The organism is Mycobacterium sp. VKM Ac-1816D (assembly GCF_000416385.1).
GTDB classification, from domain to species: domain Bacteria; phylum Actinomycetota; class Actinomycetes; order Mycobacteriales; family Mycobacteriaceae; genus Mycobacterium; species Mycobacterium neoaurum_A.
This window is the reverse complement of record NZ_AOHQ01000110.1, coordinates 1-15140: the sequence shown is the minus strand read 5'-3', so window position 1 is coordinate 15140 and position 15140 is coordinate 1. Positions and strand designations below refer to the sequence as shown.

Annotated in this window: 12 protein-coding genes and 1 other RNA gene; 5 read left to right on the top strand and 8 right to left on the bottom strand. The window is 68.4% G+C overall.

Going from position 1 to position 15140, the window contains the following annotated elements; translation table 11 throughout:
* Positions 1 to 49: 49 nt before the first annotated feature.
* The 3 genes from G154_RS03060 to G154_RS03050 are packed head-to-tail and all read left to right on the top strand — an operon-like array spanning position 50 to position 1651.
* On the top strand, positions 50 to 748 hold the full coding sequence (locus G154_RS03060) for a hypothetical protein (protein ID WP_019512394.1): 699 nt from the start codon (positions 50 to 52) through the stop codon (positions 746 to 748).
* An 11-nt stretch (positions 749 to 759) separates the two neighbouring features.
* Entirely contained in the window at positions 760 to 1185 is a 426-nt protein-coding gene (locus G154_RS03055; RefSeq protein WP_019512393.1) for a DoxX family protein, read from the top strand.
* Positions 1186 to 1219: 34 nt separating this feature from the next.
* A complete protein-coding gene (locus G154_RS03050; protein ID WP_019512392.1) occupies positions 1220 to 1651 on the top strand; it encodes a DoxX family protein in 432 nt (143 codons plus the stop codon).
* Here the strand turns inward: G154_RS03050 and G154_RS03045 are convergent.
* From G154_RS03045 to G154_RS03020, 6 genes are all read right to left on the bottom strand, one after another.
* Positions 1648 to 2274: a PaaI family thioesterase gene (locus G154_RS03045; protein ID WP_019512391.1), complete on the bottom strand. Its 627-nt coding sequence runs from the start codon at positions 2272 to 2274 to the stop codon at positions 1648 to 1650. The genes G154_RS03050 and G154_RS03045 overlap by 4 nt on opposite strands.
* A 1-nt stretch (position 2275) precedes the next feature.
* Complete coding sequence (locus tag G154_RS03040; RefSeq protein ID WP_019512390.1) at positions 2276 to 5236, bottom strand: bifunctional [glutamine synthetase] adenylyltransferase/[glutamine synthetase]-adenylyl-L-tyrosine phosphorylase; 2961 nt, start codon at positions 5234 to 5236, stop codon at positions 2276 to 2278.
* Between the two features lie 9 nt (positions 5237 to 5245).
* On the bottom strand, positions 5246 to 6583 hold the full coding sequence (locus tag G154_RS03035) for a glutamine synthetase family protein (protein ID WP_019512389.1): 1338 nt from the start codon (positions 6581 to 6583) through the stop codon (positions 5246 to 5248).
* Between the two features lie 71 nt (positions 6584 to 6654).
* Positions 6655 to 8112 carry an alpha/beta hydrolase gene (locus tag G154_RS03030; protein ID WP_019512388.1) on the bottom strand — a complete coding sequence of 486 codons (1458 nt, stop codon included), beginning with the start codon at positions 8110 to 8112 and terminating at the stop codon, positions 6655 to 6657.
* Between the two features lie 93 nt (positions 8113 to 8205).
* The gene (locus G154_RS03025) at positions 8206 to 9717 is read right to left on the bottom strand and encodes an alpha/beta hydrolase (protein WP_019512387.1); all 1512 of its coding nucleotides are present in this window, start codon (positions 9715 to 9717) and stop codon (positions 8206 to 8208) included.
* A gap of 48 nt (positions 9718 to 9765) precedes the next feature.
* A complete protein-coding gene (locus G154_RS03020) occupies positions 9766 to 11160 on the bottom strand; it encodes a wax ester/triacylglycerol synthase family O-acyltransferase (protein ID WP_023985986.1) in 1395 nt (464 codons plus the stop codon).
* 160 nt (positions 11161 to 11320) lie between these two features.
* Between G154_RS03020 and panB the strand changes: the two genes are divergently transcribed.
* A complete protein-coding gene (gene panB, locus G154_RS03015; RefSeq protein WP_019512385.1) occupies positions 11321 to 12151 on the top strand; it encodes a 3-methyl-2-oxobutanoate hydroxymethyltransferase in 831 nt (276 codons plus the stop codon).
* A gap of 20 nt (positions 12152 to 12171) precedes the next feature.
* On the opposite strand, the gene G154_RS03010 is transcribed toward panB, so the two are convergent.
* Entirely contained in the window at positions 12172 to 12951 is a 780-nt protein-coding gene (locus G154_RS03010) for an enoyl-CoA hydratase/isomerase family protein (RefSeq protein WP_019512384.1), read from the bottom strand.
* 142 nt (positions 12952 to 13093) lie between these two features.
* Between G154_RS03010 and G154_RS03005 the strand changes: the two genes are divergently transcribed.
* Positions 13094 to 14557, top strand: coding sequence for a CYTH and CHAD domain-containing protein (locus G154_RS03005; protein WP_019512383.1), 1464 nt, complete (start codon positions 13094 to 13096; stop codon positions 14555 to 14557).
* Between the two features lie 4 nt (positions 14558 to 14561).
* On the opposite strand, the gene rnpB is transcribed toward G154_RS03005, so the two are convergent.
* An RNA gene (gene rnpB, locus G154_RS25435) (RNase P RNA component class A) lies at positions 14562 to 14959 on the bottom strand.
* Positions 14960 to 15140: the final 181 nt, after the last annotated feature.

The window sequence follows — 15140 nt, the reverse complement described above, 5'->3', positions numbered from 1 at the left end:
CACTTCTGCTTTCGCGGGGAAGTTCCCCGGTACCCCTAAGCTCTGGTCCATGACTCCGCGGACGCACTGGACCGCCGAACTCCACGCCCTCCCGCGGACCAGCTGGCCACGCTATCTGGACGAGCATTCCGGGCTGCCCGGCCCCCGCGCCAACACCGAGCTGGCGCTGGCGTTCGGCGCGCTGGCCGATCAGGGGGATATCGACCGCGTCGTCGACAGCGCCGACGAGTACCGCGCCATGTGCGGGGCCGTCGCCCTCGGCACCCGCGCGACCGACACCGCCGCTCGGGCGCGGGCGCACACCGCGGCCTCCGATCCGCGCTGGCGGGTCCGCGAGGGGGTGGTCCTCGGCCTGCAGTTGTTGGCGGACAGCGATATCGGCACCGTGCAGAAGCTGGTCACGCGGTGGGCCCGCGACAGGGACCCACTGGTGGTGCGCGCCGCGGTGGCCGCGATCTGCGAGCCAAGGCTGCTGGGCACCGAGCCCGCGGCGGCGTGTGCCATCGACACCTGCACCGTCGCAACAGCCGTCGTGGCGAGGTGGCCCGCCGACGCGCGCCGGGACCAAGCGCTGCGCACCCTGCGTCAGACCCTGGGCTACTGCTGGAGTGTCGCGGTGGCCGCGGCACCGGAGTCCGGTTTGCCGGTGTTTTCGTCCCTGGACGACACCGATCCGGACGTGTCCTGGGTGATCCAGCAGAACCTGAAGAAGAAGCGGCTCACGCAGATCCTCGCCGCCGGTGGGTAGGGTCGGACGACATGATCAATCTGTCCGATCGTCTCAATTCGGCGGCCCCGGCGGTGCTGAGTCTGGTCCGGGTCGTCTTCGGGTTCCTGTTCACCCTGTTCGGCACCTCGAAGATCTTCGGGTGGCCCATCGCGATGGAGATGCCGGTCTGGTCGTGGCCGGTCTGGTACGCCGGGCTGATCGAGCTGATCGCCGGTGTGCTGATCATGGCCGGTCTGTTCACCCGCGCCGCGGCGTTCATCGCGTCGGGATCGATGGCGGTGGCCTACTTCTGGCAGCACCAGCCGCTGGCGCTGTGGCCGATCGTCAGCCCCGAATACGGCGGTAACGGCGGCCTGGACGCCATCCTGTTCTGTTTCGTCTTCCTGCTGTTCGTGTTCACCGGGGGCGGCGCTTATTCCCTCGACCGAGTGAGAAGTCGCACGCCGGCGGACTAGATCCAAAACGGACCACGGTCCTATTATCGGGTCCATGTCATCTACAGGTCTGGACTCCAAGCTCGCCTCGTTCACCCCGCTGGCACTGTCGGCATTCCGAATCGTGTTCGGACTGCTGTTCACCGTGCACGGCACCCAGAAGCTCTTCGGCTTCCCCACCGCCATGGAGAGCGGCACCGTGCCCGTGGGCACCTGGCCCTACTGGTATGCCGGTGTGATCGAGCTCGTCCTCGGCCTGCTGATCCTGACCGGACTCTTCACCCGGATCGCGGCCTTCATCGCCTCCGGCGAAATGGCCTACGCCTACTTCACCGCCCACCAGCCCACGGCACTGTGGCCGATCGACAACGGCGGCGAGGTCACCGTCCTGTACTGCTTTGCATTCCTGCTGCTGGTGTTCATCGGCGGCGGCGCCATCGCGCTGGACAGCGTCGTCGGCAAAAAGCGCGGCAGGGTCGCGAGCTAGACCGCCGGGCGCGCCCAGGCCGGCATGACGAAGATGCCCTCGGCTTCCACCGTGGGCCCCTCGTCATCCAAAATGTGGCCGCGGGCAAAGGCTTTCACGCCGTCGATGCGTTCCACCCAGGCCTCCGCCCGCAGCCGGCCCAGCGGTGTGCCGCGTCGGTATCGCAGTGTCAGGGTCCCGGTGAACCTCGGTTTCACCAGACCTTCGCTGGCCACCTCTCCCAGGATGTGATCGAGCACCAGCGCACAGATCCCGCCGTGCACCCGCCCCGGCGGGCCCTCATACGGCGACCCGAGGCTGAACTCCGACCAGCACCGGCCGTCGTCACCGTGCTCGATGTGCAGCGGCGGTGCAATGGCATTGCGAAGACCGATCGCCGGGTCGGCCCAGGTGACCGGTCGCCCCGTCTCGGCATGGCGCATGGTGCGCGGCGCATCGTGTTGCCTGCCCTCCAGCGCCTCGGCCGCCGCCTCGATGGCCGATTGCGCGGCGTGCACGGTCTCGGCGTCGGCACCGGTGCGGATGCCGGCGGCGACGAGCCGACGGATCGCCGCCGTGAGCGGACCGTAGAGGGCCCGCTGACGGTCATGCTCGGCGGCGGTGATCTCGGGGAAGGGCTGCATCTCAGGCTCCGAACACGTTGCGCACCACGTTTTTCGCACGTCGGGTGACGCGCAGGTAGTTGTCGAGGAACTCGCCGCCGTCGCCACCGGGCCATCCCGCCGCCGCCGCCACCGCGTTCAGTTGCCGGCCCGGGCCAGGCAACTGATCGGTCGCCTTGCCGCGCACCAACACCAGCGCGTTACGGGCCCGGGTGGCCGTCAGCCACGCCTCCCGCAGTTGCGCGATATCACCCTCGGCGAGCAACTCCGCAGCGCCGATGGCATCCAGCGTCGCCAATGTCGAGGTGTTGTGCAGCGCCGGTATCTCGTGGGCGTAGCGCAGCTGCAGCAGCTGGACGGTCCATTCGATATCGGCCAATCCACCACGGCCCAACTTGGTGTGGGTGTTGGGATCGGCACCGCGCGGCAACCGCTCGGCATCCACGCGTGCCTTGACCCGGCGGATCTCCTGGACCGCCTCGGCCGACACCCCGCCCGCCGGATATCGGGTCTTGTCGACGAGATGAAGGAACCGCTCCCCCAACTCCAGGTCACCGGCCACCCGGTGCGCCCGCAACAGCGCCTGGATCTCCCACGGCTGCGCCCACTGGGAGTAGTACGCCTCGTAGGAGGCCAGCGTGCGCACCAGCGGACCGTTGCGGCCCTCCGGCCGCAGACCGGTGTCGACCTCCAACGGTGGGTCGGCACTGGGGGTTCCGAGCAGGGCGCGCACCTGTTCGGCGATCGTCACCGACCACTTGACCGCGACCGACTCCTCGGCGCCGTTGTCGGGCTCGCAGACGAACATGACATCGGCATCGGAGCCGTACCCGAGTTCGCCGCCACCGAGGCGACCCATCCCGATCACCGCGATGCGCGCGGGCGCTCCCGCGGCGGGGGTCTTGTCCCGGATCACCACATCCAGCGCGGCTTGCAGCACCGCCACCCAGATGGAGGTCAGCGCCCGGCACACATCGGTGACCTCGAGCATGCCCAACAGATCAGCCGAGGCGACCCGCGCCAGCTCACGACGGCGCAGGGTGCGCGCCGCGGCGATCGCGCGGGCCGGATCCTGATGTCGTGCGGCCGAGGCGACCAGCGCCCGACCGACCGTATCGGGGTCGGCATCAAGGAGTTTGGGACCCGACGGCCCGTCGGCGTAGAGCTGGATCACCTCCGGGGCGCGCATCAACAGATCAGGGACATACGCCGAGGTGCCCAGCACCCGCATCAGGCGTTTGGCGACCGCCCCCTCGTCACGCAGCGTGGACAGATACCAGCGCAGGTCACCGAGTTCCTCGCTGATGCGCCGGTAGGCCAACAGCCCCGCGTCGGGGTCGGGGGTGTCGGACAACCAGTCCAGCAGCGTGGGCAACAACACCTGCTGCACCCGCCCGCGGCGGCCGCCCTCACCGGTCAGCGCGGCAAGGTGGGTCAACGCACTGCTCGGACCCTCGTAACCCAGTGCGGCCAGCTGTCGTTCGGCCGACTCGGTGGACATCACGTCTTGGATGCCGGGCTTGCCGACCGACTCCAGCAGCGGCTGATAGAACAGCTTGGCGTGCAACCGCGACACGCGGTGACTCTGCCGTTTGAGCTCGTTGCGCAGCACGCCGAGGGCGTCATGCCGGCCGTCGGGCCGGACATGAGCCGCGCGCGCCAGCCAGCGCAGCGCCTCCTCGTCATCGGGCTCGGGCAACATGTGCGTGCGCTTGAGGCGCTGCAACTGCAGCCGATGCTCGAGCAACCGCAGGAACTCATAGGAGGCCGTCAGATTGGCGGCATCGTCGCGGCCGACGTACCCACCGCTACCCAGTGCGGCCAGCGCATCGACGGTGGACGCGACGTGCAGCGTGTCATCGGTGCGGCCGTGCACCAGTTGCAGCAGCTGCACCGCGAATTCGACATCGCGCAGGCCGCCGGTGCCCAGTTTGAGTTCACGATCACGCACGCCGGCCGGTACCAGCTCGACGACGCGGCGACGCATGGCCTGCACATCGGGGACGAAATCCTCACGCTCGCAGGCGGTCCAGACCATCGGCATCAGCGCCTCGATATAGCGCGCGCCCAGCTCGGGGTCCCCGGCGGCCGGACGCGCCTTGAGCAACGCCTGGAATTCCCAGGTCTTGGCCCACCGTTCGTAGTAGGCGACATGTGATTCCAGGGTCCGCACCAGCTGGCCCTGTTTGCCCTCCGGACGCAGCGCCGCGTCGACCTCGAAGAAGGTGTCCCCGGCGAACCGCATCATCTCACCGGCGACCCGGGTGGTGATCGCGTCGGCATTCTCCGCGACGAAGATGACGTCCACGTCGCTGACGTAGTTCAGTTCGCGCGCACCGCATTTGCCCATCGCGATGACCGAGATGACCGGCGCCTTCCCGGGGTCGTCGCACACGGTCCTGACGGCGATCACCAGCGCCGCGGCCAGCGCGGCGTCGGCGAGATCGGACAGGTGCTCGCCGACCGTGCTGAACTGCAGCACCGGCTCGTTCTCGACGGTCGGGGCCAGGTCCAGACCGGCCAGCACCATCAGCCGGTCACGGTAGAGCGTCTGCAGCGGCAGGCTGGCCAGTCGGGTGTCGGTGACCTCGTGCGCGGCGGCGACGAACTGCTCGGCCAACGCATCCCGGTCCGGCAGCCGCACCGCGCCCGCCAACAGCCGCCAGGACTGCGGGCGCGCGACGAGGTGATCACCGAGGGCGAGCGAACCGCCGAGCACCGCGAACAACCGCCCGCGCAGCGACTTGTCCTTCAGCAGCGCGGCGTTCAGCTCGTCCCAGTCGCTCTCAAGGGCGTCGGCGAGACGCACCATCGTGCGCAGCGCGGCATCGGCATCGGGCGCGCGCGAGAGCGACCACAACAACTCGACATGGTCGTCGGTGTTCCAGCCGAGCCGGTCCAGGTCCGCCCGGGCGGTCAGCTCGACCAGGCCCAGGCGCCCGACACCGGGCAGCTTGGGACGCTGTGTGACGGGTTTGGACACCCCCCCAAGCTACAGCGACAGGTAGTTCTTCAACTCGAACGGGGTGACGGTGCTGCGGTAGTTCTCCCACTCCGTGCGCTTGTTGCGCAGGAAGTAGTCGAACACGTGCTCCCCCAAGGCTTCCGCCACCAGCTCGGAGCTCTCCATCTCCTGCAGCGCCACGCCGAGGCTGCCCGGCAGCTCCTTGTAGCCCATGGCGCGCCGTTCCTCGGGCGTCAGGCTCCACACATTGTCCTCGGCCTGCGGACCGAGCACGTAGTTCTTCTCGACACCACGCAGGCCGGCGGCCAGCAGCACCGCGTACGTCAGGTACGGGTTGCAGGCCGAGTCCGGGCTACGCACCTCGATGCGCCGCGACGACGCCTTGCGCGGGGTGTACATCGGCACCCGCACCAGCGCCGAGCGGTTGGCCGCACCCCACGACGCCGCGGTCGGTGCCTCGCCGCCGTGCACCAGCCGCTTGTAGGAGTTCACCCACTGGTTGGTGACGGCACTGATCTCGCTGGCGTGCTCAAGGATGCCTGCGATGAACGACTTCGCGACATCGGAGAGCTGCAGCGGATCGTCGGGGCCGTGGAAAGCGTTGGTGTCACCCTCGAACAGGCTCATATGGGTGTGCATCGCCGAACCGGGATGCTCGGAGAACGGCTTGGGCATGAAGGAGGCCCGCACGCCATCGCTGAGGGCGACCTCTTTGACCAGATAGCGGAACGTCATCACGTTATCGGCCATGGAAAGCGCATCGGCGTAACGCAGGTCGATCTCCTGCTGGCCGGGCGCACCCTCGTGATGGCTGAATTCGACCGAGATGCCCATCTGCTCGAGGGCGTCGATGGCGTGGCGGCGGAAGTTGGGGGCCGAGTCGTGCACGGCCTGATCGAAATAGCCGCCGTTGTCGGCCGGTACCGGCGGGTCTTCGTCGTTGCCCGGCTTGAGCAGGAAGAACTCGATCTCCGGGTGCACATAGCAGGAAAAGCCGAGATCGCTGGCCTTGGCGAGCTGGCGGCGCAGCACGTGCCGCGAATCCGCCCACGACGGGGAACCGTCGGGCATGGTGATATCGCAGAACATCCGCGCCGAGTGATGCCTGCCCGCGCTGTCCGACCACGGCAGCACCTGGAAGGTGGACGGATCGGGGCGGGCGACCATATCGGCCTCCGACACCCGGGCGAAGCCCTCGATCGAGGAGCCGTCGAAGCCGATGCCCTCCTCGAAGGCGCCCTCGAGTTCGGCGGGCGCGATCGCCACCGACTTGAGGTAGCCGAGCACGTCGGTGAACCACAACCGGACGAAACGGATATCGCGTTCCTCCAGCGTGCGCAGCACGAATTCCTTCTGGCGGTCCATAGGCGAAGCCTAGGTACCGGCTGTTAAATCTGTGTTACGCGGCCGAGTCCGGTGGCGACGAATCGGCCGATTCAGCACCGCAACCCGGCCGGGGGCGGGGTCAGATCGGTCAGGAAGGCCAGCACCGAGGTGTCGACGCAGGCGTCGCCGTTGAACACCACCGTGTGTTGGCTGCCCTCGAAGGTCACCAACGGCGCCTGCAGCTGCGCGGCCAGGTTCACCCCGGCCTGGTACGGGGTCGCCGGATCACGCGTGGTGGACACGACGATGACCTTGCCCGGCCCCGGTGAGACGGCCGGGTGCGGCTCGCGGGTGGAGGACACCGGCCACAGCGCGCAGATATCGCGCGGCGCGTACCCGGTGAAGCTGCCGTACTCCAGGAAGGGTGCGGCCGCGCGGGTGCGTCGGTCGGCGTCCACCCACACCGCGGGGTCCGGCGAGAAGCGGGAATCGGCACAACGGATCGCGGTGAAGGCATCCTGCTGGCTGCTGTAGCGGCCATTCGCATCGCGACCCAGGTAGTTGTCGGCGAGCATCAGCAGGTCGCCGGCATCGGTGCCATGGGCCAGCCCCAGCAGACCGCTGGTCAGATAGGGCCAGTACCGCTTCGAGTAGAGCGCGTTGGCGGTGCCGGTGATCGCATCGGAGTAACTCAGCCCGCGCGGGTCGGAGGTGGCGCCCGGCCGCTGGACCAGCGGGTCGATCAGCGCGTGGTAGCGGCTGACGAAGGCGGCGGGGTCGGTGCCCAGCGGGCAGGCCGGCGAGCGGGCGCAGTCGGCGGCGTACTCGTCGAAGACACCCTGGAAACCGGCGAGCTGGGCGATGTTCCGCTCGATCGGCCCCACCGCCGGGTCCAGCGCACCGTCGAGCACCATGGCGCGCACCCGATCCGGGTAGCGCTCGGCGTAGGCGGTACCGAGCGCGGTGCCATAGGAGAAGCCGAGGTAGCTCAGTTGCTCCTCACCGAGGGCGGCGCGGACGGTGTCCATGTCGTCGGCGGCGGTATCGGTGCCCAGACCGGCGAGGAACGGCGCCCCCAGCTGGTCGAGACAGCGTTGACCGAACCAGCGGTAGACCTCTTCGGTGTGCGCGATCCCGGTCGGGCTGTAATCGACCATCGGCTCGCGCCGGTAGGCGTCGATATCGGCGTCGGAGCGGCAGCGCAGCTGCGGTGTGGAATAACCGATTCCACGCGGGTCGAAGCCTACGAGATCGAAGCGCCTGCCGATCTCGGTGTCGGCCAGGGCCGTCCCCATATCGGCGACGGTGTCCACCGCCGAGGCGCCAGGACCGCCGGGATTGACCATCAATATCCCGATCCGCTCCCCCGATGCGGGTACCCGGATGACCGCCAGCTGCGCCCCGTCGACGGCGACGGTGCCGCACTGCGCGGTGGCGATGACCGGCCGGTCACCCAGCAGCTGTGCGCAGCCGCCCCACGAGACGGCGGCCTGCGCCGGCACAACCAGCACGCCGGCCAGCAACAGTGGGGCCAGCAGCATCGCGAAAAGCCTGCCCGCCAGCCACATGCGGGCCATGCTCGCACGGGTCGGCGCGCCCGCTCGCCCGCGCACCGCCGCGGAGATCAGACGGTGACGTAGCCGTGACCTGTCGGCCGCCGGTCAGCAGCGGGTGCCCGGAGGCGGAACCTGGAGGTCGACAAGGTACTTGCTGGAGATGTCGTCGACGCACCGGTCGCCCTGGAACACCACGGTGTGCTGGGTGCCCTCGTAGGTCAACAGCGTTCCGCCGAGCTGGCGGGCCAGGTCGACGCCGGCCTGGTACGGCGTCGCCGGGTCGTTGGTGGTCGACACCACCAGGGTGGGCGGCATGTTCTGCACCCGCAGTTCGTGCTGCTCCGAGGTGGGCGGCACCGGCCAGAACGCGCAGGTTCCCATCGGCGCGTTACCGGTGAACTCGCCGTAGCTCAGGAACGGGGCGACCTCGCGGGACTTGCGGTCCTGTTCGATGACGACATCGCGATCCGTGATGGGGGGTTCGTCGACGCAGTTGACGGCGACCCGCACGTCGGTCGAATTGTTGTAGTGGCCGTCGGCGTCTCGACCCATGTAGAGGTCGGAGAGCGCGAGCATGGTGTCTCCGCGGCCGGCGCGCAGCTCGGTCAACGCATCGGTCAGATGGCGCCACAGGCTCGGCGAGTACAGCGGCAGGATGGTGCCGACCACCGCATCGCTGTAACCGAGCCCGCGCGGGTCGCGGGTCCGAGCCGGTGTGTCGACGAGTGGATCGACCAACGATTTGTACACCTCGGTGGCCTTGGCCGGATCGGTGCCCAGCGGGCAGTCCGGATCCTTGGCACAGTCGGCGGCGTAGTCGTCGAATGCGGTCTGGAAGGCCTTGGCCTGACGCAGATCGGCTTCCAGCTGATCGGCGTTGGGATCGACCGCGCCGTCGAGGATCATCGCGCGCACCTTGTCTCCACCGAACAGCTCGGCGTAGGTGGCGCCGATCCTGGTGCCGTAGGAGTACCCGAGGTAGGTCAGCTTCTCGTCACCGACAGCCTGTCGCATGGCGTCGAGATCCTTTGCCACACTTTGGGTTCCGATGTTGGCGAGGAACTCTTCGCCCATCTTGTCCACGCAGCGGTCCACGAAGGCCTTGGTCTCGGCCTCGATATGGGCCACACCCTCGTCGTCGTACTCGACCGTGGGGTCCGCACGTTGGCGATCATTGTCCTCATCTGAGTTGCACCACAGCGCCGGCCTGGAGGCGCCCACCCCGCGCGGGTCGAAGCCGACCAGGTCGAAGCGTTCCCGCACCGGCTGGGGCAGGCTGCTCACCAGCGAGGCGGCCGCCTTGACGCCGGATTCGCCGGGGCCGCCGGGATTGATGAACAGGGTGCCGATCTTGGTGCCGGTGGCCTTGATGCGCATCATCGCGATCTGGGCGACGTCACCATCGGGCTTGTCGTAGTCGACCGGCACGGACAGCAGCCCGCATTCGGCACCGGTGGGGATCTGCGACTCCCCCGCACCCGCCTCGCACGGCGCCCACTGCACGGGGGTGCCGGGCCGCGGCGCGGACAGCACGGCGCGACCCTCGACGGCGTTGCTGCATCCGGATACCAGCAGCAGTGTCATCGAGGCCGCGAGGATCCCGCGCGTGAGGTTCATGGCTGACCATGCTGCCATGCGCCGACATCACAGCAGGTGAGGGCGAGGTCAGGCGCGCGCCGCGGTGAGCAGGTCCCCCAATTCGACGGTGAAATCGTCGGCCATCTCCCACAGGTCGGGCAGCAGTTCGGGGCAGGAGACGATGCCGACGTCGAGCTTGCCGCGCAGCGACATCACGGTGATGTTGAGGCCCGAGCCGTGGAAGATCGGGCCCAGCGGATACATCGCGTTCACCTCGCAGCCCAGCAGGTAGAGCGGGACCTGCGGTCCCGGCACATTGGAGACCACCAGGTTGTGCACCGGCGCGGCGGCCGAGAGCTTGCTGCGGGCGTACACGCGCATGGCGATGCCGAACACCGCCGGGGCCGCGAACTGCGTCCAGTCCTGCAGCAGGGTGGCCCCGATGGCCGAGCTGTGTTGCTTGGCCACCGAATTCGCCTCGGCGATGACCCTGAGGCGCTCGACCGGATCGGCGATGTTGGTGTGCAGCGAGGAGAACATGCCCGAGACCTGATTACGGCCGGGCCGATCGGACTTGTCATGCACCGATACCGGGATCATGGCCACCAGCGAGGACTCCGGCAGCTCGTCACGGTCGAGCAGGTACCGGCGCAGGACCCCGGCGACCAGGGCCATCACCACGTCGTTGACCTTCACCCCGAAGCGGTCCTTGACGGTCTTGATATCTGCGAGGTCCAACTCGGCGAACGAAATGTTGCGGTGTCCGGTGACATTCGCGTTGAACGGGGTCTTGGGCGCGGCGAACGGGGCCGCCATGGTCAACCCCTTGGTGGCCCGGCGCGCGGTGTCGACGACGGTGGACACCGTCGAAGGCAGCACGTTCATCAGCTTCAACGGCCGGGTGACGAACCGAAATGCACCATTGATCGCGATCTCCAGCTCGGTCGCCGAGCCGGGGCCGTCCACCGGGTCCGGCGGCGGGGCGTCGGGCTCGGTGGTGCACAACGTCGACATCAGGTTGGCGCCGGTGACACCGTCGACCGCGGCGTGGTGCACCTTGGTCAACAGTGCCAGCCGCCCGCCGGAGTGCGCGTCGGTGCCCGCGACGTTCTCGATGACCCACATCTCCCACAGCGGACGGCTGCGGTCCAGCGGCAGAGAGGCAATGTGACCGCAGATCTCCGACAGCTCGGCGCGGCCGCCGGGTGCGGGCAGTCCGATCCGGTGCAGGTGGCGCAGCACGTCGAAATCGGGGTCATCGACCCACACCGGATGGTCGAGGTTGAGACGGCTGTCGGCGAGCTTCTCCCGGAACTCGGGCATCGCCTTGACCCGCATGGCCAGCTCGTCGCGCAACCGGTCGAAGGTGTAGCCGCCGGGCATCGTGGAGGTGTCCAGCTCGAGGATGGAACAGACGTGCAACGGCTGGGCTGCCGTCTCCAGATAGAGGAAGCTGGCGTCGAGCCCACTGAGTCGTTGCATGATGCCGATGGTAGGGCTGCCGGTGATCGGTGTGAGCAAATCCACTCGACCACGCTGTTCTCCCGATGCGCCCGAAGGTGGCAGACTTGTCGGCGTCAGAAGACCCGGGGACCCGAATGGGCCTCGAGGACTACCCGACAACCCACATCGAAGGACAAAGATGTCTGAACAGTCCGTTTATGGTGCCGGCAATACCCCCGTGAAGGTGCGCACGCACCACCTGCAGAAGTGGAAGGCCGAAGGCCACAAGTGGTCCATGCTGACCGCCTACGACTACTCCACCGCCCGGATCTTCGATGAGGCCGGCATCCCGGTGCTCCTGGTCGGCGATTCCGCTGCCAACGTGGTGTACGGCTACGACACCACCGTCCGCGTCACCATCGACGAACTGATCCCGTTGGTCAGTGCGGTCGTTCGCGGCGCCCAGCACGCGCTGGTGGTCGCCGACCTGCCCTTCGGCAGCTACGAGCGCAGCGTCGACCAGGCGCTGGAGACCGCGACCAGGTTCATGAAGGAGACCGGGGCGCACGCGGTGAAGCTGGAGGGCGGCGAGCGGGTCGCAGCGCAGATCGCCGCATTGACCCAGGCGGGCATCCCGGTGATCGCCCATATCGGGTTCACCCCGCAGAGCGTCAACGGCCTCGGTGGTTACCGGGTGCAGGGGCGCGGCGACAACGGTGACCAGACCATCCACGATGCGATCGCGGTGGCCGAGGCCGGTGCGGTGGCCGTGGTGCTGGAGATGGTCCCCGCCGAGCTCGCCACCCAGATCACCGGCAAGCTGACCATCCCGACCATCGGCATCGGCGCCGGTCCCAACTGCGACGCGCAGGTGCTGGTGTGGCAGGACATGGCCGGGCTCACCTCGGGTAAGACAGCGAAGTTCGTGAAGCGGTTCGCCGAGATCGGCACCGAGCTGGGACGTGCGGCTCGGCAGTACGCCGATGAGGTCGCCGGCGGGGTGTTCCCCGCCGACGAACACTCCTACTAGCCCTCGGCCTGTTCTCCGGCTCAGCCGAAGGCAGGCGCCCGTTTACCCACGAATGCCGCGACGCCTTCTCTGCCATCGGCGGAGGAGGCGTTCGTGGCGATATGGCGCGCCTCGTTCTCCAGCTGTGCCTCGTATCCGTTCGCGTAGCTGGACAGCAACAGCTGTTTGACCGCCGAGTTGGAACCACGGGCGCCCGTAGCGATCTGCTCGGCCAGCTCGGCCAACGTGTCGGGCAGTTCGGCGTCGGGAACGACGGTGGTGACCAGACCCCAGTCCAGCGCCTCGGCGGCCTTGACCACCCGGTTGGTGATCATCAGTTCCTGGGTGCGGCGCAGGCCGATGAGCCGCGGCAGCACGTAGCTGGCTCCACCGTCCGGGCTCAACCCGGCCTTGGTGTAGGCCATCGTGAACGATGCCGATTCGGCGGCCAGCACCAGATCACCGGAGACGCCGAGGGAGAAACCGGCTCCGGCGGCGACACCGTTGACCGCGGTGATCAGGACGGCGTCCATCCGGGCGAAGGTGGACATGGCCCGGTGCAGGTCGTTGGCCATGGATTTGACGAAGACGCCCGGGTCATCGGCGGCGGCCATGGCCTTCAGATCACCGCCCGCGCAGAAGAACCGGCCGGCGCCGGTCAGGGTGACCACCTTGGTGTCCGGGGTGTCGCAGAGCGTGGCGGCGGCGGCCAAGTCGCGCGTCATCTCCGCGTTCATGCCGTTGGCGGCGTCGGGCCGGTCCAGGACGATGGTGACGACGGACCCGTCCCTGGTGAACTTCAGCGTCTCGAAAGCGGTCATGGCGCACACCGTATTACCTGGCCACCGCCAGACGTCCCACCCGCCCCGGTTTCGGCCCGCTCCCGCGCCCGGTGGGTTGTTCGCCCGAATGTGGCACGCTGTTCACAACAAGCACCGGGTGCCACATCGAACAAGGGTGAACATGCCTGCCGACAAACCAAAGACGTCGCGCCACACCGAGGTTGAGCGCAAGTTCGACGTCGTCGAGAGCACGGTCTCGCCGTCGTTCGAGGGGCTCGCTCTGGTGTCCAGGGTTCAGCACCAGCCGACCCAACTGCTGGAGGCGGTGTACTACGACACACCGTCCCATGACCTGGCCGCCCACAAGATCACCCTGCGCCGCCGCACCGGGGGCACCGACGAGGGCTGGCATGTGAAGTTGCCCGCCGGGCCGGATGCGCGGACCGAGGTGCGGGCCCCGTTGGCAGACTCGGTGCCCGAGGACATCCGCGATGTGGTCGCCGCGATCGTGCGGGACCGTTCGCTGTCGGCCGTTGCGCGCATCACCACCAACCGGACGGTGTCGCTGTTGTTCGGCGCCGACGGCACGCCGCTGGCCGAGTTCTGCGATGACCAGGTCGACGCGGCGGCGTTGCGGCCCGACAGCGAGCCGCAGACCTGGCGGGAGTGGGAGCTGGAGCTGATCGGCCAGCCGCGCAAAGCCGCCGATCTGTTGGACCGACTGTCCAACCGGCTGTTGGACGCGGGCGCGGTACCGGCCGGGCACGGGTCGAAGCTGGCGCGCGTGTTGGCTACCGGTGAGCCGTCGACGGCCGGAGTCGAGACCTCCGATCCGGTGCGCCGGGCGGTGGCCGAGAACGTCGCCGAGCTGTTGGTGTGGGATCGGGCGGTGCGCGCCGACGCGTGGGATTCGGTGCACCAGATGCGCGTCACCACCCGCAAGATCCGGAGCCTGCTGGCCGACGAGTCGTTCGGGTTGCCCGAGGATTCCTGGATCCTCGACGAGCTGAAGCTACTGGCGGGCATCCTCGGGGTGGCCCGTGACGCCGAGGTGCTCGCCGAGAAGTACGAGAAGGCACTGGACTCGCTGGCCCCGGAGTTGGTGCGCGGTCCGGTGCGGGCTCGGCTGGTCGACGGTGCCAAGGCTCGCTATGCGGGTGGGTGGCGCCGGTCGTTGATGGCGATGCGCTCGGAGCGGTACTTCCGGCTGCTCGACGGTCTCGACGAGTTGGTGGCCGCGCCGTCGGAGACCACCGAGAAGTCCGGGTCGGAGTCGGCCGCGGCGAGCATGGCGGCGGCCTACAAGAAGGTGCAGAAGGCGGCGAAGGCTGCCGCCGACGATGGCACCGACGAGTCTCTGCACCGGATCCGCAAGCGTGCCAAGCGACTTCGTTATACCGCCTCGGCGATCGGTGACACCGCGGTGGAGGCCAAGGCCAAGACGATCCAGAGCCTGCTCGGCGACCACCAGGACAGCGTGGTGAGCCGGACCCATCTGCTGCACGAGGCCGACGCCGCGCATGCCGCCGGCGAGGACACCTTCACCTACGGCGTGCTGTACCAGAAGGAGGTCGAGGTGGCCCTTGAGGCCGAGGCCGGGATCGACGAGGCGTTGGCGTCGCTGAAGAAGGCCGTCAAGAAGTAGCGGGCGGACGAGCTGGCCTGTAAGCCGGATTCTGTACCGGCCTCCTGACGGAGGACCGATAGGCGACCATCCATCTGGACACACCGTCGCCGGGTGCCTCAAGCGGCCTACCCGCAAGCTCGGGCGAGCAGCCCTCGAACGCTCGCGCGACCGCAACCAGGTTGCGGCCTTCTTGGCCTTGCTTCGGGTGGGGTTTGCCTAGCCATCCCGGTCACCCGGGATGCTGGTGCGCTCTTACCGCACCGTTTCACCCTTACCGCCCTTGCGGGCGGCGGTCTGTTTTCTGTGGCACTTTCCCGCGGGTTGCCCCGGATTGCCGTTAGCAATCACCCTGCTCTGTGAAGTCCGGACTTTCCTCGAACCCCGGGTCGCCCCGTGGCCCGCGGCCGCCCGGCCAACTCGTCCGCGCGCGCAACGGTAGCACCACATCGCCGCTGGCCCAGCATCGTCGGGCGGCGGCGGTGAGCGGACGCCAGAGCTTTCCGCGTCAGAACGGCGGGTCGCCGTCGAGAGCGATAGCGGCTGCGTTGCGGGTGCGTTCGGCGTTGATGCGGTAGTCGCGGTCGTGTTGTCGGGTGCGTTG